This window comes from Dehalococcoidia bacterium (assembly GCA_040902535.1).
Taxonomy (GTDB): Bacteria; Chloroflexota; Dehalococcoidia; order DSTF01; family JACRBR01; genus JBBDXD01.
This window is the reverse complement of record JBBDXD010000023.1, coordinates 12177-32761: the sequence shown is the minus strand read 5'-3', so window position 1 is coordinate 32761 and position 20585 is coordinate 12177. Positions and strand designations below refer to the sequence as shown.

The 20585-nt window shown below is 65.7% G+C and carries 24 protein-coding genes; 10 read left to right on the top strand and 14 right to left on the bottom strand.

All coding sequences use genetic code 11. The features are described from left to right. Positions 1–31: 31 nt before the first annotated feature. From WEB52_13405 to WEB52_13395, 3 genes are all read right to left on the bottom strand, one after another. Positions 32–265 carry a hypothetical protein gene (locus WEB52_13405; protein MEX2227434.1) on the bottom strand — a complete coding sequence of 78 codons (234 nt, stop codon included), beginning with the start codon at positions 263–265 and terminating at the stop codon, positions 32–34. Positions 266–1134: 869 nt separating this feature from the next. Then, the gene (locus tag WEB52_13400) at positions 1135–1338 is read right to left on the bottom strand and encodes a hypothetical protein (GenBank protein ID MEX2227433.1); all 204 of its coding nucleotides are present in this window, start codon (positions 1336–1338) and stop codon (positions 1135–1137) included. A 30-nt stretch (positions 1339–1368) separates the two neighbouring features. Continuing rightward, positions 1369–1623 (bottom strand): hypothetical protein, encoded by a 255-nt coding sequence (locus tag WEB52_13395; protein MEX2227432.1) that lies wholly within the window; start codon positions 1621–1623, stop codon positions 1369–1371. A 416-nt stretch (positions 1624–2039) separates the two neighbouring features. Between WEB52_13395 and WEB52_13390 the strand changes: the two genes are divergently transcribed. After that, entirely contained in the window at positions 2040–2222 is a 183-nt protein-coding gene (locus WEB52_13390; protein ID MEX2227431.1) for a hypothetical protein, read from the top strand. On the opposite strand, the gene WEB52_13385 is transcribed toward WEB52_13390, so the two are convergent. Further along, positions 2194–3696: a VWA domain-containing protein gene (locus WEB52_13385; protein MEX2227430.1), complete on the bottom strand. Its 1503-nt coding sequence runs from the start codon at positions 3694–3696 to the stop codon at positions 2194–2196. The two genes, WEB52_13390 and WEB52_13385, sit on opposite strands and share 29 nt — an antisense overlap. A gap of 230 nt (positions 3697–3926) precedes the next feature. Between WEB52_13385 and WEB52_13380 the strand changes: the two genes are divergently transcribed. From WEB52_13380 to ligD, 4 genes are all read left to right on the top strand, one after another. After that, complete coding sequence (locus tag WEB52_13380; protein MEX2227429.1) at positions 3927–5219, top strand: ATP-binding protein; 1293 nt, start codon at positions 3927–3929, stop codon at positions 5217–5219. A 305-nt stretch (positions 5220–5524) separates the two neighbouring features. After that, a complete protein-coding gene (locus WEB52_13375; GenBank protein MEX2227428.1) occupies positions 5525–7075 on the top strand; it encodes a phosphoenolpyruvate carboxykinase in 1551 nt (516 codons plus the stop codon). Positions 7076–7108: 33 nt separating this feature from the next. Continuing rightward, the gene (locus WEB52_13370) at positions 7109–7987 is read left to right on the top strand and encodes an RNA ligase family protein (protein ID MEX2227427.1); all 879 of its coding nucleotides are present in this window, start codon (positions 7109–7111) and stop codon (positions 7985–7987) included. Continuing rightward, positions 7984–8847: a non-homologous end-joining DNA ligase gene (ligD, locus tag WEB52_13365; protein ID MEX2227426.1), complete on the top strand. Its 864-nt coding sequence runs from the start codon at positions 7984–7986 to the stop codon at positions 8845–8847. The genes WEB52_13370 and ligD overlap by 4 nt, the downstream gene beginning before the upstream one ends. A 231-nt stretch (positions 8848–9078) precedes the next feature. On the opposite strand, the gene WEB52_13360 is transcribed toward ligD, so the two are convergent. From WEB52_13360 to WEB52_13330, 7 genes are all read right to left on the bottom strand, one after another. Next, positions 9079–9423 carry a hypothetical protein gene (locus tag WEB52_13360; GenBank protein ID MEX2227425.1) on the bottom strand — a complete coding sequence of 115 codons (345 nt, stop codon included), beginning with the start codon at positions 9421–9423 and terminating at the stop codon, positions 9079–9081. Then, a complete protein-coding gene (locus WEB52_13355) occupies positions 9420–9683 on the bottom strand; it encodes a hypothetical protein (GenBank protein MEX2227424.1) in 264 nt (87 codons plus the stop codon). The genes WEB52_13360 and WEB52_13355 overlap by 4 nt, the downstream gene beginning before the upstream one ends. Further along, positions 9680–10486 (bottom strand): class I SAM-dependent methyltransferase, encoded by an 807-nt coding sequence (locus tag WEB52_13350; protein ID MEX2227423.1) that lies wholly within the window; start codon positions 10484–10486, stop codon positions 9680–9682. Before WEB52_13350 ends, WEB52_13355 begins: the two co-directional genes overlap by 4 nt. A gap of 36 nt (positions 10487–10522) precedes the next feature. After that, positions 10523–10855, bottom strand: coding sequence for a VOC family protein (locus WEB52_13345; GenBank protein MEX2227422.1), 333 nt, complete (start codon positions 10853–10855; stop codon positions 10523–10525). Positions 10856–10931: 76 nt separating this feature from the next. Then, a complete protein-coding gene (locus WEB52_13340; GenBank protein MEX2227421.1) occupies positions 10932–11429 on the bottom strand; it encodes a hypothetical protein in 498 nt (165 codons plus the stop codon). After that, the gene (locus WEB52_13335) at positions 11426–11575 is read right to left on the bottom strand and encodes a hypothetical protein (GenBank protein ID MEX2227420.1); all 150 of its coding nucleotides are present in this window, start codon (positions 11573–11575) and stop codon (positions 11426–11428) included. Before WEB52_13335 ends, WEB52_13340 begins: the two co-directional genes overlap by 4 nt. A gap of 292 nt (positions 11576–11867) precedes the next feature. Continuing rightward, positions 11868–12542 (bottom strand): metalloregulator ArsR/SmtB family transcription factor, encoded by a 675-nt coding sequence (locus tag WEB52_13330; protein MEX2227419.1) that lies wholly within the window; start codon positions 12540–12542, stop codon positions 11868–11870. 101 nt (positions 12543–12643) lie between these two features. On the opposite strand from WEB52_13330, the gene WEB52_13325 reads away from it, so the two are divergent. The 4 genes from WEB52_13325 (at position 12644) to WEB52_13310 (ending at position 16570) form a co-directional block, all read left to right on the top strand. After that, entirely contained in the window at positions 12644–13438 is a 795-nt protein-coding gene (locus WEB52_13325; GenBank protein MEX2227418.1) for a methyltransferase domain-containing protein, read from the top strand. Between the two features lie 98 nt (positions 13439–13536). After that, entirely contained in the window at positions 13537–13923 is a 387-nt protein-coding gene (locus WEB52_13320; GenBank protein ID MEX2227417.1) for a DUF4395 family protein, read from the top strand. 68 nt (positions 13924–13991) lie between these two features. Then, positions 13992–15215 carry an MFS transporter gene (locus WEB52_13315; protein ID MEX2227416.1) on the top strand — a complete coding sequence of 408 codons (1224 nt, stop codon included), beginning with the start codon at positions 13992–13994 and terminating at the stop codon, positions 15213–15215. Next, positions 15212–16570, top strand: coding sequence for a rhodanese-like domain-containing protein (locus tag WEB52_13310; protein ID MEX2227415.1), 1359 nt, complete (start codon positions 15212–15214; stop codon positions 16568–16570). The genes WEB52_13315 and WEB52_13310 overlap by 4 nt, the downstream gene beginning before the upstream one ends. 1 nt (position 16571) lies before the next feature. Here the strand turns inward: WEB52_13310 and WEB52_13305 are convergent, their stop codons facing one another. Together WEB52_13305 and WEB52_13300 are read right to left on the bottom strand one after the other, a co-directional pair. Then, entirely contained in the window at positions 16572–17021 is a 450-nt protein-coding gene (locus WEB52_13305; protein MEX2227414.1) for a DinB family protein, read from the bottom strand. A 28-nt stretch (positions 17022–17049) separates the two neighbouring features. Beyond that, positions 17050–17364 (bottom strand): hypothetical protein, encoded by a 315-nt coding sequence (locus WEB52_13300; protein MEX2227413.1) that lies wholly within the window; start codon positions 17362–17364, stop codon positions 17050–17052. 199 nt (positions 17365–17563) lie between these two features. Between WEB52_13300 and WEB52_13295 the strand changes: the two genes are divergently transcribed. Further along, positions 17564–19399: an acyl-CoA dehydrogenase family protein gene (locus WEB52_13295; GenBank protein MEX2227412.1), complete on the top strand. Its 1836-nt coding sequence runs from the start codon at positions 17564–17566 to the stop codon at positions 19397–19399. Between the two features lie 28 nt (positions 19400–19427). Here the strand turns inward: WEB52_13295 and WEB52_13290 are convergent, their stop codons facing one another. Further along, positions 19428–20585, bottom strand: coding sequence for an acyl-CoA dehydrogenase family protein (locus WEB52_13290; protein MEX2227411.1), 1158 nt, complete (start codon positions 20583–20585; stop codon positions 19428–19430).

Genomic DNA, 20585 nt, shown 5'->3' with positions numbered 1-20585 from the left:
GGCTGGTGGCGAACCACCAGCCCCAACTTGCTTAGAACGGTGTGCAGGGAGTGACGGTGTTGTAGTCGATGCAGTTCCCGATGCCGGTCGACATGGCCGTAACCGCCCCTGTGTACAGCGCGAGTGCCCCAACGGCGATGAGGAACAGCGCGATCACGCCACACCACAGCGCATACTCGATGAGGTCCTGGCCCCGCTCTTCGCTGCGGAGGGCAGCGAGCGTCGAGGTCATCCAAACGTGAATGCGAATTGCCAGATCAGACATTGAAGAGAATCCTCCTGCGTAAGGTGTTGCTTTGCGTCCCGCCCACACGGACGGGATCGTTCGAGCCGGTAAGAACTGTCGTCTGCCGATGCCACCTCCTTTGCGCGGCAACAGGCTCGTCTTCCGGTCCCTCGCGGAGGAAGGGGACGCCCGCCCTGTTGGAGCTGGGCGTGATGCACGATACTGTCGTGCAACCCGGGGGCCTCATGCTCCTGTTGCCATGGCCCCGCCGGTCGCACCCGCGCGGGGTCATCTCCTCTATTCGGTTGTCGCTCCGACGGCCGACGGCAACGCCGTGCTGACGATCATCGATCGAGAGCCCCATCCCTCCCGGCCGTGTCGGACCCTGGTGTAACGCCGCCGTCTCGCCGCGCGTCCAAAACTACGCGCGACTGTTCGATGTCATAACGGACGCCCGTGCGTCACGTTACGGTTCACTCCAATAAGGTGTCAACGGATTTCTTTACTTTCGGACGCATTGCAAGCGCACGTTTGTCAACACGCATGTCGCTGTGCAAAACCACCGCTGGCGACACCCACAACGCGTAACGCACAACGCCCGCGATCATGTCAAGTCGCGCGATGAAGTTCCGCGATCATGTCAAGTCGCGCGATCATGTCAAGCACGGACCACGCGCGATCATGTCAAGGACAAGCGCCGCTCCCAACCGGCCGTTCTCAGGCGCGCAGCACTTGAACCGTGCGATTCGGCGACCCCTGACAGACTGAGAGACTGACGGTTGACGGCTGACCGCTGACAGCTGATAGCTGACCGCTGACCGCTGATAGCTGACCGCTACAACGAGACACACAACGACGCCGCCACAACCGTGACGGCGCCTGCTTTGCCGCTGTTATCGACGCGCGTGTCAGCTCACCGCGTCACGGTGCTTCATGCGGAGGCTGCCCGTCCGTACTTCTTCTTCGACGATCACCTGGTGGACGCGTTGCCGCGTCACCCGGAAGTGCCTCGCCAGCCGCACCTGGTCGCCGCGCTCGAACGCGTCGTTCGTCAACAGGTAGCGGATCGCGATGCGTAGCCTCTGAAGCCGTTCTGGATCTCTCTTTAACATGGCGCCCCCCGGCGAACTTGTGCTGTCCTGCTACCTGCGGTGTCCGAAAAACCCTGCACGCTCAAGAATCCGCGTCGTCGAAGACGTCACCATCCACCCCAGGATCATGGCCACCCCAAGGATGCCCATGCCCCACGGCAGGTAATCGGGAAACGGTCCGACCGCCCACGCCAGCATGCCGGCGAGGATCAGCGCCGCCCCGAACGACCCCATCCCCAGCGATGTCATGAACATCAGCCGGTAGCGGTTCAGTGCGCGCAGATGCCGAGTAGCGTCGATGCTCATACCGGGCCGTTGCCTTCCCTCTGGACCGCACACCGTGCGGGGACATAGCAAAGCCGCCGGACAGACGTCCGGCCTTGCTGCAAACCAGGGACCTTCGACACAGAGACGCAGGTGCGGGGCGGGGGCCCCTCCGCGCGAGCAAACAATAGGGCGCGACGGCCCGGCGGTCAACGATCTGGCTTTACATTCGCCCGATCTGTAACGCCGCTTGTCAAGATCGCGCGCCGCCGCCGAAGCTAACCCGCACGCCGGCCGTCACAATCTTCACGACATAACGGTGACCAGAACCAACGGAAGACCGGCGCTCAGGAGAACATATGTTTCACGTGAAACAATCCGCGCCTGCGCCAAACTCTTTGCGAAACTCCGCCCGAACGTTGCTGACACAGCACCTTGACATCGTCGATAATTTCACGATGAACGGAATCGGCATCGGCACAAGCGTCGGCCTCGGCGCAATCATCGGCCTCGGCATCGTCAATCCCGGCGTCCAGGTGATCGAGTACGTCTCGACGTTCGTCTTCTACGGGTTCTGGGCGGGCCTGATCTTCGAGGCCTACCGCATGGCCTTCAATTGGAAGCACCCGTTCCGGCGCTAGGCGCGCTGCCGTTCGGAGCAAGCACCTCGACCCGGTAGTGATACGGGCCGATCGAAAACTCGTCCCCGTCCTCGAGGATCAACCAGTCCACCGGCCGCCCCGCCGATAACGTCTGCCGCACGCCGCCGGTGTGCCGCAGCATGATCTTGCCTTCGCGCACCCAGAGCAGCGCGTGCTTCGGCGCCACCTCGCGCGAACTCGCCAATCGCACGTCCGCCTGCTTGTCGGACCCGATGACGATCGGTATCGAACCGAACGCTACCGACGTGCCCGCCTGATCGCCGCTGACCGCCGACACGCGCGCGTGTCGTTCCGGCGCATGCTCGAACGGCGCGCCCGGGAACGGAGGCGGCACCCCCTGGTCCGACTGCTGACCGGCGACGCGGTCGCGCTCGCGCTGTTCGCGACGCGAGCGCAGTTGCCGCACCGCCACGACGACCACCACGCCAACGGCCGGCACGCCGACCAGAGCCAGGAGCACGAACGGCAGCAGCGATGTGCCACCGTTGGTGTCCGCATCTGCGGCGGGCGGCCGCGGTGCGCTCGTCGGTACTACCGCCGCCGGCGGCGCCTCCCCGCGCACGAACGGCGCCGGCGGCGACTGAACCCGCTGCCCGCCGACGTCGACCGCCACGACCAGCGATGCATCGGCGCCGTCAGCGGCCGCCGTCGAACGGAGCGTCAGCGCATACTGGCCGCGAAGCTGCTGGGCGATCGCCGTATACACGGCCGCGACATCCGTCGCGCTCGCCGCCGAGTAGCGGCCGCCGCTGGCATCCGCGAGCCGGCCCAGGTACGCCGGATCGGCGCCGCCCCCGAAGCCAATCGCAAACACCGGCACGCCGGCTCCGCGCGCCGAGTCGAGCGACCCGGCTTCGGTCGCGTCGGACGTGAGCGTGTCGTTCTGGCCATCGGACAGCATGACGATCGCCTGCCGGGGCGCCTGGCTCGAGCGGGCGGCGAAGACGCCGGCCTGCACCGCTTCGTACAGCGAGGTGGCGCCTGCCGCGACGAGTCCATCGATGCCGGCGACCAGTGCTTCGCGGTCCGTCGTGAAGTCGATGACCAGTTGGACGTCGTCCTGGAAGGCGAGCAGGGCGGCTTCGTCGGCGGGGTCAAGCTGGCGCACGAAGGCCGTCGCGGCTGCCTTCGCGGCGGCGAGCGGCTCACCCTCCATGCTGCCCGACACGTCGATGATCAGCACGACGCCGAGGCTCAGCGAAGCGTCAAGCACGGGCTGGACGGCGGCCACCTGGACGGCATTCGCGCCGTCGCTGGCGGTGAACGCCTCCGGCGGCAAGCCGCGCACCGTCGTGCCGTTGGCATCGAGCACCGTCACGACGGCGGTCATTTCCGGATACGACGCGCTGTCAAGCTGGCTTACGGCGACGGACGGCTGCGGGTCCTGCGCCGAGGCGGCGCCGCGCCCGATCGCGCCGCTGCAGACGAGCAGCGCCAGGGCGACAAGCGTCACCCGCGCGAGGTTGGGTCGAATGGCGTGGGGCACGAACGGGCGAGACATGATCACCGGCACCACGAATCGTGCGCGCCACCCCTCGCGCAACATAACGAAGATCGAGTCACAGGATAGCCTCCGGATCTGCGGATGTGAAGATCGCGACCACGTCTTGACAAGGCCGCTGGCGGCGGCCCTGCCATAAGATCAACTATGTTGTGCCCCGTTCGTTTCTTTATGGAGGGCGCATGACGACCTTAATTAGTCCACGCAGCGAAACAGCTCGCGTCGAGCCGGTGACCCTTTCGGGGCTCGGCGTCAGCCCGGCGGTCGTCCGCGACCTGCTGCTGAAGACGATGTTCTATCGCGGCAGACTGACCCGCACAGAGCTGTCCGACGAGCTGCGGGTCGCGCTCGCGCCGATCGAAGAGCTCCTGCAAGCGATGTCGCGCGAAGGACTCGCGTCGGTGCTGACATCGGATACGCCGAATGCAGCATCGTACGGATATACGCTCACGCAGCAGGGGCACCGGCGCGCGGAGGAGGCGCTGGCGCGCAATGGCTACATCGGGCCGGTGCCGGTCGCGGTGAGCGACTACGTGGCGCAGGTGCGCGCGCAAAGCATCGCCGATATCGATATTCCGCGCGACGAACTGGAGCGCGGTCTGGGCGCGCTCGTCCTCAACGATGACACGCTGCGACGCATCGGCTGGGCCGTGCGCTCGCACAAGCCGATGCTGATCCACGGCGAATCGGGCAACGGCAAGACGACGGTGGCGCACAAGATCGGCAATGTCGTCGGCGGCACCGTACTGGTGCCGTACGCGGTCGAAGTCGTCGGGCAGATCGTGCGAGTCTTCGATGCATCGAAACACGAGCCGGTCGCCGACGAAGATGACGGCGACGACATCGACAGGCTGATGCGGCCGCGGCTTGATGGCAGATGGGCGCGCGTGAAGCGGCCGGTGATCTGGGCCGGCGGCGAGCTGACGCGGCACAGCCTGGAGCTGGTGCTGGACAGCGACACCAAGCTCTACGAAGCGCCGCTGCAGCTCAAGGCGAACGGCGGCACATTGATCATCGACGACCTGGGCCGCCAGCAGATCCCGGCCGTGCAGTTGCTCAACCGCTGGATCGTGGCGCTCGAGTCCGGCTCGGACCACCTGACGCTGCACACCGGTCAGACGGTGGAGATACCGTTCGACTCGCTGCTCGTCTTCTCGACGAATTTGCCGCCGGAGAGTCTCGCCGATGAGGCCTTCCTGCGCCGCATCCGCTACAAGGTGGAGATCCCGGGCCCGGACGAAACGGAGTACCGCGAGATCTTCCGTCGCGAGTGCGCGGCGCGCGGGATCGCGTACGACGACGCATCGGTGACGCACCTGTTCGCGACGTGGTACGGCGATCGGCGGGAGATGCGTGGATCGCACCCGCGTGACGTCGTCGAGGCGGTGGTCGACGCTGCGCGCCACGACGACCGCGCACCGGAGATCACGCCCGCCGCGCTCGACGATGCCTGCAAGAGCTACTTCCTGGCGTAAGCGGCGAACGCAGGAGCGACTGTCCGCGTCGATCGGCGAAGGTGATCGCCATCGCAGCCGGGATGTGAGTCGCGTGGCTCTCAAGGTTAAGTCTGAACACCATGACAAGACGAATCGCGGCTCTGCATGAGGCGTAGGCGAGCCCTCTAATCCGATGGTCGCAGGTTCGCACTTTCCTGGGGAGCCGGTCGCGCAACAGGCGCCTGCCGCGTGGCTCCGATGTAGTTCCCGACGATCTGAACCTCGCATGGCGAACCGTGGTACTGTCAGTTCACCTCGTAATGTAGAGCGGGATGGAGGCGCGCATGGTGACGCTGCAGACGACGTCGTACGAACTGGAAGCCCGTGCATTCATCGATAATCCCGGGCAGGATGAGCTGCGGCGGATGACGGCTGAGATGCCGAACGCGAAGCCGACCGCGTTCGGCAACCTCGACGTCCTGACGCGCGTCGATGCGCGCAGTACCGCCAGCACGTACATCGTGAGTGATGATCCGGAGTCGTTGTTCGGGCTGCAGGTGATGTCGCGCAGCGACTACGACGCGATCGCGCAGCGCCAGGACGCGTACGTGCGCGAACAGGAGATGATCGTCATCGACGGTGACATCTCGAACGCGGCGGAGGTGCGGACGCCGGCGCGGCTGATCATCGAGCGTCGCAACGCGAACGTCGCCGGCATGCAGAAATACCTGTACTTCGACAAGGCGGCAGCGGGCGAGCCCGCGGTGACGATCATCGATACGCCGAACCTCACCGCTCCCGGATACCCGAACGACCGTTGCATCGCGGTCGATCTTGATAGCGGCGTGACGCGCGTCCTGAACTCCGACTACTTCGGGGAGTCGAAGAAGGGCGGGCTGCGCATGTGGAACAAGATCGTCTACGACATGGACGGGCTGGCGATGCACGCCGGCGCGAAAGTCATACCGACATCGAAAGGGACGAAGACGATCGTCATCATCGGGCTCTCGGGGACCGGCAAGACGACGACAACGTTCCAGAGCGCCGGCGGCGCGAAGCCGGTGCAGGACGACTTCATCGCCTGGATGCCGGACGGGCGCATCCACGGCAGCGAGAACGGCTGTTTTGCGAAGACCTTCGCGTTGAGCGAAGAGACGGAGCCCGAGATCTACCGCGCGACGACGAGTCCGGACGCGTACCTCGAGAACGTCTACCGTAACGACGATGGCACGCTGGACTTCTTCAACGAGTCGTTCACGCAGAACGGCCGCGCCGTGTTTCCGTTCGCCGCGTTGGGGCGCTACGAGGACGCGCGCAACATCCCGCCCGTCAGCGCGATCGTGATCCTCAACCGGGCGCGCGGCGTCGTGCCGGCGATCGCGAAACTGACGCAGCGCCAGGCGGCGGCGTACTTCATGCTGGGAGAAACCCAGGGCACGAGCGCCGGCGGCAAGGACGAGGCGGGCAAGGCATTGCGCGTCCCCGGCACGAACCCCTTCTTCCCGATGCCGCACGCGCTGCAGGGCAACCGATTTCTCGAACTGCTGCGCCGCTCCCCGGTCGACGTGTACTTGATGAACACCGGCTGGATCGTCGACGACGCGGGGGAGGGGTCGAAGAAGGTCAAGGTGCGACACTCGTCGGCCTGCGTGCAGGCGGTCGCCGAGGGTGGCATCGATTGGATCGACGATCGCGACTTCGGGTATGCGCTGGCGGCGCACGTGCCGGGCATCGCGGCTGAGGACGAAGATTTGCTGCGTCCGCGCGAGCGCTTCGAGGCGATGGGGCGCGTCGACGAATACGATGCGTGGGTAGAGAAGCTGAATGGCGAGCGCGCCGAGTTCTTGCGCGGGTTTCCGGGCCTGGATCCTTCCATCGTCGACGGCCTCCGCTGAGCCGCGCCATGTACGCCTTAACAGGACAGCTCCGTGACATCCGCCTTCCCCGACTGGGTCGAACCGATGGCCGCGACGCTCACGCAGGAGCGGTTCACGGCACCGGAGTGGGTGTTCGAGCGCAAGTTCGATGGCATTCGCCTGCTCGCATTCAAGAACGGGCGTAACGTCCGGCTTCTTTCGCGTAACCGGCTGCTGCAGAATGCGAACTATCCTTCCGTCGTCGAGGCGGTCGCCGAACTCGGCGTGCGCAACGTGATCCTCGACGGCGAAGCGACAGGCGTGTGGGGCAAGCGGGGTGAGGTCGCGTACAACGTCTTCGACATCATGTGGCTCGAAGGCCGCGACGTCACGGCGCTTCCGCTTGAGGAGCGACGGCAACGGCTGAGCAGGCTACGGCTGCGGTCGCCTCTGACACTGGTCGAACGTCTCGACGATGCCAAGCCGTGGGAGCGGGCGTGCAACGAGGGCTGGGAAGGCGTGATCGCGAAGCGCCGCGATTCGCGCTACGAACATCGTCGCTTGCCGCACTGGCTCAAGATGAAGTGCGAGGCGACGCAGGAGTTGGTGGTGGGCGGATTCACGGATCCGCGCGGCGGACGCGTCGGGCTGGGCTCGCTGCTCATCGGGTACTACGACGGCGACGATTTCGTGTTCGCCGGCAAGGTGGGCACGGGCTTCGACACGAAGCTGCTGCTCGACCTTCGCGCGCGGCTCGACCGATTAGAGGTGCCGGCGCCACCGTTTACGAGGGCGATTGGCCTGCCGAAGCGCGCGCACTGGACGCGCCCTGAGATCGTGGTCCAGGTGGCCTTTGCGGAGTGGACGGTACACGGCAAGCTGCGGCATCCACGGCTGCTCGGCGTCCGCATCGACAAGGCGGCGCGCGACGTCGTGCGGGAGACGCTTTGATCACGCATCCGGAGAAGGTGCTGTTTCCCGACGACGGCATCACGAAGGGTGAACTCGCCGCGTACTACGAGGCGATCGCGCCGCTGATGCTGCCGCACGTCCGCGGCCGGCCGGTCACCATGGAGCGCTATCCGTCGGGCATCGGCAAGCATGGCTTCATGCAGAAGGACGTCTCGAAGGGCTTCCCGGCGTGGCTGCAACGCGTCGAGGTGCCGAAGAAGGACGGCACTGTGCGCCACCCGCTTGCCAACGACGCGCGATCGTTGCTCTGGCTCGCGAACCAGAATTGCATCACGCCGCACGTGTGGACGTCGCGTGCGCCGCACTTGTACGAGCCCGATCTTTGCGTCTTCGACCTCGATCCGTCGGCAGATGAGCCGGACCAACTGCGTAACGCCGCGCTCGCGTTACGCGATCTGCTCGACGAGCTTGGCCTGCCGAGCTGGGTGAAGACGTCCGGCTCCAAGGGGTATCACATCGTCGTGCCGCTGGACGCGAAGGAGGGCTTCGAGGAGGTATCACGCTTCGCGCACGATGTGGGATCGAAGGTCGTCAGCCGTCATCCCGATGCGCTGACGCAAGAATTCAGCAAGTCAGCGCGTCGCGGACGCATCTACATCGACACGGGCCGCAACGGTTACAGCGCGACGTTTGCCGCTCCGTACGCCGTCCGCGCGAAACGCGGAGCGCCCGTGTCCGCACCGTGCACGTGGCAGGAGATCGAGCGCGGAACTGCGGGCCCACAAACGTTTACGCTGAGGACGATGGCCACGCGTATCGCCGACGTGGGCGACCTCTGGTCAGGCATGCGGCGGCGAAGGCGTTCGCTGCGGCGGGCTGGCGAGCGGCTCCGGCGCTGAGGCCGACGACGGGCCTAGCCGCGGGACGGCTGAACTGCGCGGCACTCTCGCTCGTGTCGGTCGTTGCTTAGACCGCATGTGACAGGGCAGGGCTTCGACGGCGGCCGCCGCTTTGGGCGCGCCGGCTGAGCCGATGGCCCTTGCACGACGTTCAGCGCCATTCCACCCTGCCGCGTTGACCATCAATGGGTCACCCGAGGTGGTGCACCCCTTCTAAGGTGTCGTGCGGGTCTAGACGCCGGCGCGATCGACCAGCGCCAGCGCCTGAGCTGGTGCATCGTCGCCCTGGTACGTGCCGACGATATCGCCCTGCTTGTTGATGACGGCGATTGCGATCTGCTTCGTCACGTCCTCGACGCCAAGCGCCTTGAAGACAGCGCCGTCCCAATCCGGCGTGATCAGGACGTAATGCTCGGGATCCCGGCCGGGCAGCAGGTTTTTGACGGCGTCGTTGTACGACGACTTCATGATCTGCTCGGCGATCTTACGGATGAGCTTCGGGAAGGGGCGCCCGTCGGCGACGCTGATGATCGTGACCTGCGCCGCTTCCGGATAGCGTTCGCGCACCGCCGTCACGACGTGTTGCGGCTGGTCGGATGTCTGGCGCGCGACGCAGACGACGAGCGCCGTTGCGCCAAGATTGTTGAAGGTGAGCTTGCGGCGTGTCCGATGGCCTTCAGCGTGACGTCCGGGGCGGGACCGATGACCTGTTCCTGCATGTCGAGATCTCCTCTGTGATGGCCGGGGACGAAGGTGTGCGCAGTATTACGGACCGCGAGCGCTGTCGCTGGCGCGGTGGCCGCAACCATCGCTTGAGCCACCGCGGCGAGCGTCAAGGCGCCGTCCCTTTCACCGCCCACGCCCGCGCGATCAACCGAATCGAACCATCGCCCTCCGTGGGCAGACGTCGTCTTATCAGCTCTCGCAGCGCGGAGCGGCGATCTTCGCTCAAGGACATGGCGTACGCAGGCGCCGGCGCGCGGCCGCCGAGAAACGGTTGCCAGTAGTCGTCGAAATCTGTGAAGACCGTCGGTACGTCGATGGCGCGCGCCTCGACGGTTTGGAAGCCGGCCGACTGCAACAGCGCCGTCAGCAGTTCGGGCTGGCAGATGGAGCAGCGTTGCCCTTCGTCGAGTTCACGCGCCGCCGGGTCAAGCGCACCAGCGGCGTCCCAGAAGTGGCGCATCATCTGCATTTCGCTGCTGTAATCCCAGACGTACACACCTGCAATGCCGCCCGATCGCAGGGCGCGGGCGAACTCGAGCACTGCGTCGCGCGGGTCGGGGACGAAGTTAAGCACGAGACCGGACACGACGATGTCGAATACGCGCTCAGGTGCCGCGACCGACTGCGCGGCGCTCATGGCGAAGGTCATGCGGCGATCGCGGATCTGCTCGCGAGCGGAACTGATGAACGCTTTCGAGAGATCGACTCCGTGCACCCAGGCGGGATCCTGCGTCGCGATGATCGTCTCGCTGAGAGCGCCTGTGCCCAACCCGACGTCGAGCCAGCGTCCGTTCGCCGGAGCGGCGAGCCAGGGAACAAATTCGTCCGCAACCAGGCGGCTCCAGCGCCCCACGTATCGTTCGTAGACTTCTGCGCTGGTCCAGAGCTGGCCAGCTTGCCCATCGTCAAGCATCGTGCGCGCGCGAATACGCCTCAACATGCACGTGGCTCACTTGTACTTGGGCTGATAGAGCGGGATCGGGCCACCGCCAGGAAGGTCAAACGACGTCACGCGGCCCCAGTCCTCTTCGGCGACCGGCTGGTTGAAGATCACGCCTCGCTGGCTCATCTCGGCGACGGTTGCGTCGATGTCGTCGCAGGAGAACGAAACGGCGTGATAGGCGCGGTCCGATGGGTGGCAGCCGATGTCGGCGGATGCGACGTCGAAGATCAGCCAGCCGCCACCGGAGTCGTACGACGGCAGTCCGAGCTTGTCTCGCAGAAACGCGCGCGCCGCTTCCGGATCCGTTGTGTAGAACAGACCATGGAGCCCCACAATCATCGCGTCCCTCCTGCTTACGGCAGAGGTTGCGACTCTGCGTGCAACCCGGCCGTCCGTTGGCATGAGCGGTCCAGCGTCAGTCGCTCACCACGAGGTCGACCGAGCCGCCCACGTCAGTCGGTGTGTTCGATACGTCGCCCGGACTGAGGTCGAAACGGCTTCGGACGCCGCTGCCGGCGCAGTCGCCGCCATCTTTGCCGGAGTTCTTCGTGAGCTCCGACTCGAAGACCGGCGACGCGCCCGAGAAGACGCCCCAGGGACTCTCGCACCGGGGCACCACCCACGCGTGGCTCATCCAACCGGCCTGGCCGTCGGCTTTGCGGCCGCCGCGCGCCGCGCACTCTTCCTCGGTGGTCGTGCTGTCGCCTATGACGCCGCTGCCGTTCACGCACAGCGCATCGTGCCGATGGTAGTGGTCGTTGTTCCCGGTGAACCCCTGCGTGGGCTCCGCAGTTCCGGCGTGCCGAATGTAGTACGACAGGCCGACGACGCGCGAGTCATCGCTCGTGCCGTCGTAGAGGATCATCTCCGGTTCTTCGATGTGGAACTCGCCGTCGACGAGCCCGAAGTTCATGAAATGCGCCGCGATGCCCGGAAGTACGGGGTGATCTGCCTCCAGCCCGCCGCCTTCACGTCGGCAACCGTCGGATACTTCAGCGCCGTCGCGCGTGCGAGCGCGAGTTCTTCTGCGAGCTTGGTGCACTGTGTCTCGTCGGTCATCGCGTGCCACGCCTGAGGGCCGACTCTTGATCGGGTGCGGTGTGTGCGAAGTTAACCATCTGGGTTCCCCGTTCTTCCCGGTGGTGTAAGCCGTGGGCGGCCGCTGGTTGACTGGATGATGTTCAATTCTATGCGGAGCCGAGGCATATCGCCACACGGGAGAGGGCTTCGGGCCGCCCCGGTCGTGGCCGACGATGTGTAACTGTGCGGTGAAGAGGTAAACGCGCTCCAGCGTGCGGCAGCGAGCCACGCATCCTAGACGCGGTCGGCGACGGCGAGGGGCTCCTGGCCGTCATCGAACGGCTACGGCGCGCCCTTCAGCTATCCATTCGGGCCAGCCGCCTTCGAGGCGTACGGCGTCGTAGCCGCGTTTTCGCAGCAGCGCGACCGCTTCGTCGGCGAACAAGCAGTAGGTTCCGCGGCAGTACGCGACAATGCGTTTGTCTCTCGGCAGGTCCTTGAGCCGCTTTCCGAATTCGTCGATTGGAAGGGAGAGCGCGCCCGGGAGATGGCCGTGCTGAAACTCGACGGCCGGACGAACGTCAACCAGGACAGCTTCACCTCGCTTGAGCATCCGCTGGAGATCGGCTCGTGGCAGCGCCTGTCGGACGTCGGACGCATATTGGTCGCGAAGTCTGCCTATCTCGGGCAGGCGGTCCTCGGCGACGCCGCGGAGCGCCAACCAGAGCGACACGACGGCGGGCGACGCGAGCCGATAGGTGACGGCGGTCCCGCTTCGCTCTGATTCGACGAGACGCGCGTTCTTCAGCACCTGGAGGTGCTGCGACACATTGGCCATGGTCATGCCGGTCTCTTCCACCAAGGCCTCCACCCGTCGCGGCGCCTGCACGAGCAGGTCGACCAGTTCCAGGCGTCGATCGCTCGACAACGCCCGGGCGATGCGCGCGAACTCGGGATAGAGCTTGTCCTTGAATTCTCGATGAGCCACGGCGCCAGTGTGCCTCATGCCCGGCGGATAGTCAATTATTCAAGCAATCTCTTGACAATGATGCGCCGGACGGCTAGGATCGCCGTATCCGCTAACTACCAAGGGAGGTCGACATCGACATGACGAACAAGATCCAGCAAGTAGCCGCCGCAAACGTCGACCGGGAGCGACTACGCAGCGGGATCAGCGCCAAATACACGGAAGTAGCGCTCGATCCGGAGAAGGGATTCCACTTCCACACCGGGCGGCCGCTCGCAGAGATGCTTGGCTACGCGGCGTCCTCCTACGAGACGCTGCCATCGGCGGCGATCGATTCGTTTGCCGGTACGGGGAACCCGTTTTCGATGGGCGACATCAGCGCCGGCGACGTCGTGCTCGACATGGGGTGCGGTGCCGGCTTTGACCTGCTGCAGGCCGCGTTACGCGTGGGTGCGTCCGGTGGCGTGATCGGCGTCGATATGACGGCCGCGATGCGCGAGAAGGCGCGAGAAGGCGCCGAAGCGCTCGGCCTTCGCAACGTCGACGTACGTGAAGGCTACCTCGAAGCATTGCCGGTCCCCGATGCGAGCGTGGACGTCGTGATCAGCAACGGCGTGCTCAATCTCACGCCCGACAAGGAAGCCGTGATGCGCGAGGTCTACCGCGTGCTCAAGCCCGGCGGCCGCTTCCAGGTCGGTGATATCGTCGTGCACGTCGACGTTCCGCAAGACGCGAAGGACGACGTCGAGCTGTGGTCGAATTGCATCGCCGGTGCGCTGACGAAGGAAGAGTGGCAATGGGTGCTCGGCCAGGTGGGATTTCTTAACGTGCGATGGGGCGCAGAAACGGACGTCTATTCCGGGTCGAAACACGAGTCCGACGCGAAGGAGTTCGACACGCGCGGCGTGAGCTTCTCGGGCGTGAAGCCGAGGTAGCGCATGGCGCTCTCGGCAACGCTCAGCATCGGCTCGACATCCAGGGCTACTCCTGTGTCGACGACGCGACGCTCGCGCGGACGCAGATCTGGCTCCGGATGTCGCCCGCGCTGTGCGCGGCCATCGCGGCGATCGGCACGGCGCTCGCTTCGCCACCGATCCTCTGGGGGTTGATGGTGTTCGCGGCGCTGGGCGGGCTACTGCCATTCCATCCGTTCGACCTCATCTACAACCTCGGCATCCGTCACGTCACGGCGACGCCGGAACTGCCCCGCAACGGCGCTCCGCGGCGGTTCGCCTGTGCGATGGGCAGCGCCTGGCTTCTCGCTGCGGGGACGCTTTTCTACGCCGGTCTCGACGTCGCCGGATACATCATCGGCGGCGCGTTCGTCGCGGTGGCTGCGCTCATCACTGTCTCGCACGTGTGCATACCGTCCCTCGTCTATGGGGCGCTGTTCGGACGCGCAGATCTCGACAGAATATGAAGCTCGCGACGGGAAACGTGGCGGAACGAGCGAGCGGAGCCAAACGGGGCGCGGGACGGACCCTGGGCGTGGCCGCGAACTGGCAGCAGTTCGTGCTGCTCGTGGCGACGAACGCATTCGTCGGCGGGATGGTGGGCCTGGAGCGCTCGATCCTGCCGGTGCTCGCCCGCGATGAGTTCGGCATTGCATCGAAGACCGTCGCGGTGTCGTTCATCGCGACGTTTGGCCTTACGAAAGCGCTCGCCAATCTCTTCGCCGGGCGGTTGTCGGAGCGTTTCTCGCGCCGGTCGATACTGATTGTTGGCTGGCTCTTCGGGCTACCGGTGCCTTTTCTCATCATCTTAGCGCCGTCGTGGGGGTGGGTGATCGGCGCCAACGCGCTGCTCGGCATCAACCAGGGCCTTGCATGGTCGATGACGGTGAACATGAAGGTTGATTTGGTGGGTCCGCGCCGGCGCGGCCTTGCGCTCGGGTTGAACGAGGCGGCCGGCTACCTCGCGGTGGCGGCGGCCGCGTTTGGAGCAGGAGTGATCGCGACGCAATACGGACTGCGTCCCGAGCCGTGGTATTTGGGAATTGCGTTCGTCGCGTGCGGGCTTGCGTTGAGCGTGCTCTTCATCCGGGATACAGCGCCATTTGTCGCGATGGAGTCGGTCGCTGCCCGGGGCCGTGCGGCCGACGTGTCGCTCGGACGGAGTTTTGCGCGGGGAACGTGGCGCGACCGACATCTCGTCGGCATCTCGCAGACCGGCTTCGTGAATAATTTGAACGACGGGCTCGCCTGGGGAATCTTTCCGTTGTTCTTCGCCAGCCATGGCTTGTCGCTCAACCGCGTGGCCATCCTCGCGGCGACGTATCCGCTAATCTGGGGAGGCCTGCAGCTTTTCACCGGGTGGGCGAGCGACGTTGCCGGACGAAAGCCGTTGATCGTCGCCGGTATGCTGCTGCAGGCGGTTGCGATTTCCGTCGTCGGATTCTCGAACGAGTTCGGCCTCTGGTTGGGCGCGCTCGCGCTCCTCGGACTCGGTACGGCAATGGTCTACCCTGCGCTTCTCGCTGCGACCGGCGACGCCGTTCATCCTGAAGAACGGGCGACGGCGCTTGGCGTATATCGCTTCTGGCGTGATGCCGGCGCGATCGGCGGCGCGCTCGCTGCGGGGTTACTCGCCGATGCATTCGGGTTCAATACGGCGATCCAGGTTGTCGCTGCGTTGACGGTCGCATCCGGCGCGATCGCGGCCTTGACGCTCCGCCCGCCAACATCTGCCGCATCGATCGAGGCTGTTACATGAACATCATTCCATTCGTGCACGAAGGGCTCGGCAACAGTTCGTACCTGGTCGGGCTCGGCAATGACACGGCGTTACTGGTCGATCCCGATCGCTCGGTCCAACGATATCTAGACGCGGCGGCCGATCGGCGTTGGCGCATAGAACACGTGCTTGAAACGCACCTTCATGCGGACTTCGTGAGCGGCGCGCACGAGCTTGCCGCTGCCGTGGGCGCGAAACTCTTCCTGCCCAGGGACGCACACTCACGCCTGCCACACGAGCCGGTGGGTGCGCTGGCGAGATTTGCCTTTGATGGTGTGGAGATCGAGGCGGTAGGCACTCCTGGCCACACACCTGAGCATCTGAGTTACGTGGCGAGAACAGCTTCGCAGCCGCCGGTCTTGTTTAGCGGTGGCTCCCTCATCGTAGGCGGGGCCGCGCGCACCGATCTGATTACGCCCGACATGACGGAGCGCCTGACGCGCGCCCAGTTCCGCACGTTGACGACCGCGTTCAGCGCTCTGCCCGACGAGACATGGTTGCATCCGACGCATGGCGGTGGATCGTTCTGCTCGGCTGGAAGCGGAGGCGAGCGCGCATCCACGCTCGGACAGGAACGCGCATCGAACCCGGTGTTGGGAGTGGAGGACGAGGATGACTTCGTGCGCTGGTTCCCGGGCACGTTCCCGGCTGCGCCGGCGTATTACTTCAGGATGCGGGCATTCAACCAGGACGTGCCACGCCTGCGACGCGATATCCCGTCGCCTCCTCGTCTTTCGGCGCGAGACTTCGACGCGTTGCAACGCGATGCGGTGATCGTCGATGCGCGTCCGATGGATGCGTACGCCCGGGCGCACATTCCCGGCTCGCTGAGCATCGCGTTTCGAGATGCGTTCGCGGTGTGGCTGGGATGGCTGGTCCCGGAAGGCGCGCAGCTTCTGTTCGTCACCGGCGACGCTCCGGTCGAGCGCGTGATCGACGAATCACTGCTCGTCGGTTACGAGCGGTTCGGCGGCGTGCTCGACGGCGGCATCGATGTGTGGGAAGCAGCATGGTTGCCCGTCACTGACTCCAGGATGGCAGATGCTGCCGAGGTCCGCGGATCCCTGCTGGCCGGAGCAACGGCGTTGGACGTGCGCGAACGGGATGAGTACGCGGCAGAGCATATCCCCGGCGCCATACACGTCCCACTTGGCGAGTTGGCTCGCCGGGTGGACGAACTGCCCGACGATCGGCCGATCGTCGCGTACTGCGGTCACGGCGAGCGCGCCGCAAGCGCCACGTCTCTGTTGGAGCGAGCAGGGCACAAGGTTGTAACCAACCTGGACGGCGGAATGGGGGCGTGGCGAGACGCCGGTTTCGCCACTGAGCGCTAGATCAAACGCGGGCTGAGGCCAGCGTCTTCGTGATTTGCTCCAAGTGCTCGTGGTCGTGGCTGGCGACGTTTTCCAGCACGCTTACGACGCTGTACTGCTCTTTCCCCAGCGCGCGAAGATCGTAGAACGTCGGCTCGTCGACGCCCTGGATCAACGCGAGGAGGCGTTCTCGCGCGCGCGCCAACGCAGCCTCCGCCGCTTTCGGCGACGCAACGTCTTCGTCGGTCGCGTTCGGGAGATCGACCGGGCTCGAACGCAGATAGCCGATGACCTTTGTGTAGGACACCTCGGCATCGATCACATGACGAAGGACTTCTTGCACCGACCAGCCTCCACGCCGCGTGCTGCGAAGATCGTCGGGTTGCAACGTTCGCAACTGCTCCAGCAGTGCGGTGCGGGCCACCTCGACCGCTCTCAGATTTTCCGCAAGGTCCGATTTGAACTCGTCCATAGACAGCCTCCAGGTGACGCATAGAGCGTCACAGCATACCTCGGCGTCGCAGAACTGATCGAAGATGTCCAGGGGAGGCCCGTGCGGTCGATGTCAGTCCGATGGTCGAGCCGGCGAGGCGTCGAGAACACCAAACTCGCTTTGAGTTCTGCACGCCGGACGGCAGCGGCGAGACCGAGCGAGCGAGCGGACTTACTTCAAGCTCCGACGGCAGCGGGTCGCGCGACACGTTGACCTTCAAGATGGAGCCGTTCATGTCGTGGCGATGCTGTCGCAGCCCGCCGCCCATCGGCAGCATCTCTTCGTACGTCAGTCCGGCGACGTCTCGCCACCAGGCGAGCATGGGCTCGGGGTCGTCGGTGAAGAGTCCGACATCGACCTTCGGCTTTGCGAGGTCGATGTGCCCATTCTGCGGGCGTCACGGGATGTGGACAACCGCCGCTCGATGAGCTTCGCGAGAGCCGCCCGGCGCGCAGCGATCTATCATGCTCTCAACTGGCCGCGCCGACCGTCGTTGGGCGGCGTCCACGAGGAGTTGCGCTATGACGACCGAACGCCGCAGTCGCATCGAACAGACGGCGCCGAACGGCACGGCTTCGCCATCCACGTCCGCCTTCACGACGCCGGAGAAGGCGGCTCGCTATGCATCGGAGCAGTATGCCGGGGCGACGGGGCTGAACTGGTATACGTGCGACCCCTCGCTGCAGCGCACGCTGCGCTACTACATGCCGGCTGACGACCTGGCATGGGCGGAGCCGCACCTCGAGCGCTGGGGAGAGCTGATGGGCGGGGAGGTCTCGCGTCGCGCGGAAGAGACGGACCGCAATCCGCCGCGCCTGGTCAAGTACGACCGCTGGGGCCACGACGTCAGCGAGGTCGTGATCCCCGAGTCCGCGCAACAGACGAAGCGCGATGTGCTTGCGAACCGATTTTCATCGGCGGCACTGGTTGAGGCTGCGCGCGCGGCGGGCGTGCGGACCGAACTGCCGGCGATGGCGGAGTCCTACATGTTGAACCAGGCGGAGGTCGGCATGACCTGCGCCATCGGCACGGGCTCCGGCATGATCCAGCGTCTGGTGGCCGAGTTCGCGCCGACGGACATCCGCGAACTCGTCCTGGGCAAGTTCGCCTCGGGCGAATGGGAAGGCGAGACGGCGCAGATGTTCACGGAGCGCACAGGCGGCTCGGACCTGGGCGCGATGGAGACGACGGCCGTACCCGACGGCGACGCGTACCGGCTGAACGGACTCAAGTGGTTCGCTTCAAACGCAAACGGGCAGGTCTTCGTCGTGCTGGCGAAGCCGATCGGCGCGCCGGACAGCGTGAAGGGCGTCTGCTCGTTTCTCGTCATGCGCCAGCGCCGCGACGGCACGCCGAACGGCGTCCACATTCGCCAGTTGAAAGACAAGCTGGGTACGCGCTCGGTCGCCTCGTGCGAGATCGAGTTCCTCGACGCCGAGGCATTCCTGATGTCGGGCGCGCCCGTCGAATCCGAGAATGTCGGCGGTGATGGCCAGGGGCTAGCCCGCATGATGCAGATGACGAACGACGCGCGCATCGGCGTGGCGCTGATGGGCCTCGGGTGCGCGCGGCGTGCGCTCGTCGAGTCGCTCTGCTATGCGCGCTCGCGCGCGGCCTTCGGCAAAACGCTGGTCGACCACCCGCTGATGCGACGCAAGCTGGCGGAAATGATCGTCGATGTCGAAGCGGGCCTGGCGCTCGTGCTCGACGGTGCGGGCTACGCGAACCACCAGCGGCAGCGCGACAGCCGCGCACGGCTGCGCATCGCGCCGGCGATCGTGAAATTGAAGACGGCGCGTCTCGGCATCACGATGGCGAGCGATGCGATCGAGATCCACGGCGGCAACGGCTACATCGAGACGTGGCCGGTGGCGCGTATCCTGCGCGATGCGCAGGTCAACACGATCTGGGAAGGCCCGGACAACATCCTCTGCCTGGACGTGCGACGGGCGATCGAACGCGATCGGGCTGACGTGCCGCTCGTCGAGCGGTTGCGCGAGGCGGTGGCGAACGCGGGCGAATCGCCGGCGGCGAACGTCCTTGCGCGCCGTATCGACGACCTGTCGGCTGCCATCGAAGCCTGGAAAGAGTTGGACCGCGTGACGGCGGAGGCGCGTCTCTTCCCGCTGGCGCAGTTCATGGGCGACGTCTACGCAGGCGCTCTGCTCTGCGAGCAGGCCGAATGGGAGCTACGCGAGCTTGGCGATACGCGCAAGGGCGTCGTGGCCGATCTGTTCGTGCGACGCTACCTGGATGACCAGAGCCCGCTTCGCGGCATCGACGCGCCGCGCGACCCTGCACTCGAGCACTTCGACGCGCTGGTAGCGGGAGCGCTGATCGACGATCGTCTCGCTTAGCGACGCTATGACATCGCGCGCGCATACGTCAGTCGCGCGGCAAACCTAGCCCGCGCGTCGAGATGATGCCGCGGTTGATCTCGCTCGTGCCCGCGGCGATGGTCAGCGCAGCGGATTGCAGATAGAGCGACTCGATGCGGCCGGCGAGCGGCGCCCACGCTGACCCCGGCGCAAGCTGGCCGCCGAGACCCATAAGCTGCATGCCGGTCCGCGCGAGGCGCTGCGTCAGTTCGGAGCCAAACAACTTCGACACCGATGCCTCGTAGTTCGGCACGCGACCCAGGCTCTGCAACCATGCGACGCGATACGAGAGCAGGCGTCCGACCTCGAATTCGATCTTCAGGTCGGCCAACCGATGACGCACGCTGTCATATCCGATGGCCGGATGCCCGCCCGCTGCCAGTTCGGCAGCGTAGTCCACCAGGTCACCGAACGTACGCATCGATCCGATGACGCGCTGGATACCGGAGCGCTCGAAGTCGAGCGTGGACGTCGCCACGTACCAGCCGCGGTGGAGTTCGCCGAGCAACGCGTCGCGTGGGATGCGCGCATCCTGGAAGAACACCTGGTTGAACGTGTGCCGTCCGGCCATGTCGGCCAGCGGCGTGACCGTGATGCCCGGGGTGTTCATATCGACGAGAAAGTACGAGATGCCCTTGTGCTTTGGTGCGTCAGGCTCCGTGCGGGCGAGCAGGACCATCCATTGCGCCAAATGCGCGAGGCTGGTCCAGATCTTACTGCCGTTGATCACGAAGCTGTCGCCATCGATCACCGCGCGCGCCTGCAGCGACGCGAGGTCGGAGCCGGCGCCCGGCTCGCTGAAGCCCTGACACCAGACTGCCTCGCCGCGCATGATGTCCGGCAAGAAACGCTGCTTCTGTTCGTCGGTGCCGTGAAGGATGATCGTCGGTCCGACGCGGTCACTGCCCAGGTCGTTCGCCGGTGCGTCGGCGTGCGCCATCTCTTCGTTGAAGACGAGTTGTCGCAGATGGCCGGCGCCCGCGCCGCCCCACTCCTTCGGCCAGCTCAGCGTCAGCCAGCCGCGCTCGGCGAGCTTGCGGATGAACTGGCGATGGAACTGCCAGGCGTCGATCCGGTCCGGCGCGCGCTGCGGCATCTCATCCCGCAGAAACTGGCGCACCTCCTCGCGGAACGCTTCCTCTTCGGGTGGAAAGCGGAAGTCCAT

Coding starts and splice junctions, on each gene's coding strand:
- WEB52_13405 (MEX2227434.1), bottom strand. CDS start 265: ATGTCTGATCTGGCAATTCGCATTCACGTTTGGATGACCTCGACGCTC.
- WEB52_13400 (MEX2227433.1), bottom strand. CDS start 1,338: ATGTTAAAGAGAGATCCAGAACGGCTTCAGAGGCTACGCATCGCGATC.
- WEB52_13395 (MEX2227432.1), bottom strand. CDS start 1,623: ATGAGCATCGACGCTACTCGGCATCTGCGCGCACTGAACCGCTACCGG.
- WEB52_13390 (MEX2227431.1), top strand. CDS start 2,040: ATGAACGGAATCGGCATCGGCACAAGCGTCGGCCTCGGCGCAATCATC.
- WEB52_13380 (MEX2227429.1), top strand. CDS start 3,927: ATGACGACCTTAATTAGTCCACGCAGCGAAACAGCTCGCGTCGAGCCG.
- WEB52_13375 (MEX2227428.1), top strand. CDS start 5,525: ATGGTGACGCTGCAGACGACGTCGTACGAACTGGAAGCCCGTGCATTC.
- WEB52_13350 (MEX2227423.1), bottom strand. CDS start 10,486: ATGCTTGACGATGGGCAAGCTGGCCAGCTCTGGACCAGCGCAGAAGTC.
- WEB52_13345 (MEX2227422.1), bottom strand. CDS start 10,855: ATGATTGTGGGGCTCCATGGTCTGTTCTACACAACGGATCCGGAAGCG.
- WEB52_13340 (MEX2227421.1), bottom strand. CDS start 11,429: ATGAACTTCGGGCTCGTCGACGGCGAGTTCCACATCGAAGAACCGGAG.
- WEB52_13335 (MEX2227420.1), bottom strand. CDS start 11,575: ATGACCGACGAGACACAGTGCACCAAGCTCGCAGAAGAACTCGCGCTC.
- WEB52_13330 (MEX2227419.1), bottom strand. CDS start 12,542: ATGAGGCACACTGGCGCCGTGGCTCATCGAGAATTCAAGGACAAGCTC.
- WEB52_13325 (MEX2227418.1), top strand. CDS start 12,644: ATGACGAACAAGATCCAGCAAGTAGCCGCCGCAAACGTCGACCGGGAG.
- WEB52_13320 (MEX2227417.1), top strand. CDS start 13,537: ATGTCGCCCGCGCTGTGCGCGGCCATCGCGGCGATCGGCACGGCGCTC.
- WEB52_13310 (MEX2227415.1), top strand. CDS start 15,212: ATGAACATCATTCCATTCGTGCACGAAGGGCTCGGCAACAGTTCGTAC.
- WEB52_13305 (MEX2227414.1), bottom strand. CDS start 17,021: ATGGACGAGTTCAAATCGGACCTTGCGGAAAATCTGAGAGCGGTCGAG.
- WEB52_13300 (MEX2227413.1), bottom strand. CDS start 17,364: ATGCTCGCCTGGTGGCGAGACGTCGCCGGACTGACGTACGAAGAGATG.
- WEB52_13295 (MEX2227412.1), top strand. CDS start 17,564: ATGACGACCGAACGCCGCAGTCGCATCGAACAGACGGCGCCGAACGGC.
- WEB52_13290 (MEX2227411.1), bottom strand. CDS start 20,585: ATGGACTTCCGCTTTCCACCCGAAGAGGAAGCGTTCCGCGAGGAGGTG.